Source organism: Neisseria sp. Marseille-Q1983 (genome assembly GCF_018224585.1).
GTDB classification, from domain to species: domain Bacteria; phylum Pseudomonadota; class Gammaproteobacteria; order Burkholderiales; family Neisseriaceae; genus Neisseria; species Neisseria polysaccharea.
Map to the genome: position 1 here is coordinate 1 of NZ_JAGTUI010000094.1, position 1,586 is coordinate 1,586.

Annotated in this window: 1 protein-coding gene; it reads right to left on the reverse strand. The window is 46.3% G+C overall.

Translation table 11 applies throughout. The features are described 5' to 3' along the window. Positions 1-358 precede the first annotated feature (358 nt). Positions 359-1,468 (reverse strand): protein adenylyltransferase Fic, encoded by a 1,110-nt coding sequence (gene fic / locus KEM39_RS11200; RefSeq protein ID WP_211710055.1) that lies wholly within the window; start codon positions 1,466-1,468, stop codon positions 359-361. Positions 1,469-1,586 lie beyond the last annotated feature (118 nt).

Sequence of the window (1,586 nt, forward strand, 5' to 3'; positions counted from 1 at the left end):
TTTGGCTGTGTTTTAACGATGTGTTGATATTTAATTTTAGAAAGGTAGCTATTTAATAGTTACCTTTTCTTATTTAAAAATAGCTTTCTCAAATTCCATTAACGCCTCAATACGATATGCAGAGGCTCTATCGAAATTAAGTTTCAACATTTTGTTTATTAAACATTTTATTTTAGCCATTTTTCAATATACCCCCAAATATACCCCCAATTTGCACAAGTCAAAATTTTAGGCAGGGGTTTTGTTGCTCCCATGATACGCGGGCGGATGCCAGCTTTTCGTGGGGGATATACAAGGGGTCCCGGTTCGGGTGTCAAAATCCCTGTTTCGTGTTAGTCATGCGGGGATGAAGAGGGGGTTAGAATGAAGTAAAGCTGTTGCCCTCTCCCCGCAATAGTTCCATTAGGCGCGGATGAATGAATAGTTTGTCCCTGCCGATGGCGATTTCTTGCAGTACACCTATGTCTGAAAGCTCTTTCAGGTACTTAGAGGCCGTCTGCCGTTTGGCTATCCCTGCCGCTTCTAGGTTAGCAATGCGTGTATATGGCTGCTCAAACAGAAGATTTACCAGTTCGTGCGTGTAGATTCCTTGTGCGTATGTCCGTATATGTTGCCGTGTCTGCTCGAACAGGCAGCGTATCGCATCTATTTTCGATACCGTCCAATCGGCGGTGTCGGCTACGCCGTCTAAGATGTAGATTATCCAGCTTTCCCAATCCTGCCGTTCGGTTACGCCTAACAGCAGGCGGTAATAGTCCGCCCTGTTTTCGATGATGTAGCGGCTCAAATACAAAATAGGCAAATCCAAAAGCCCTTTTTCAATCAATAGCAGGCTGTTCAATATGCGTCCCGTCCGCCCGTTGCCGTCCGTAAACGGGTGGATGGCTTCAAATTGGTAATGTGCCGCCGCCATGATGATAAGCGGGTCTAAATCGCCGCTTTCGTGAATAAACCGCTCCCAATTTGCCAGCTTGCCGCGTATGGTTTCTTCTCCTTCGGGCGGGGTATAGACAACATTTCCGCTGTTGCCTCCTTTTAGGGCTGTGCCGCCTGTTTTGCGGATGGCCATTTCGTAGGGGTGCTTGATGGCGTTGCAAACCATGATGGCGGTTTGTGTGCATAAAGGGCGGCTCGTCAGTGATTCATAGCCTGCAAACAGGGCGGTGCGGTATTGCAGGGCTTCTTTCGTGGCAGGGTCTTGCCGTTCCGTATCCATTTGCAGGGATTGAAACAGCTTGTCCGTGGTGGTTACGATGTTTTCAATTTCCGAACTTGCACGGGCTTCCATAACAGGAAGGGTGTTAATCAGCATGGCTTGATTCGGTATCAATTCTGCCGCCTGCTTTAAACGGGCAAGGGATGCACGGGCGGCTATACAACGTTTCAGGATGGTTTTGCTTTCAATATCCTGTTTTGGCGGCAGGGGTGGTAAATCGTTATAGGGAATATCGGGTTTCCAGTTGCTCATATTTAAAATTTCGGAAAATTTAAAGATGTTTCCAGTATATGTTTACGCCGTGTATATATCAAGGATATATGTTTAAAAATTTGGCTTTTGTAAATATATGGGCGGTAAAACCGCCCGC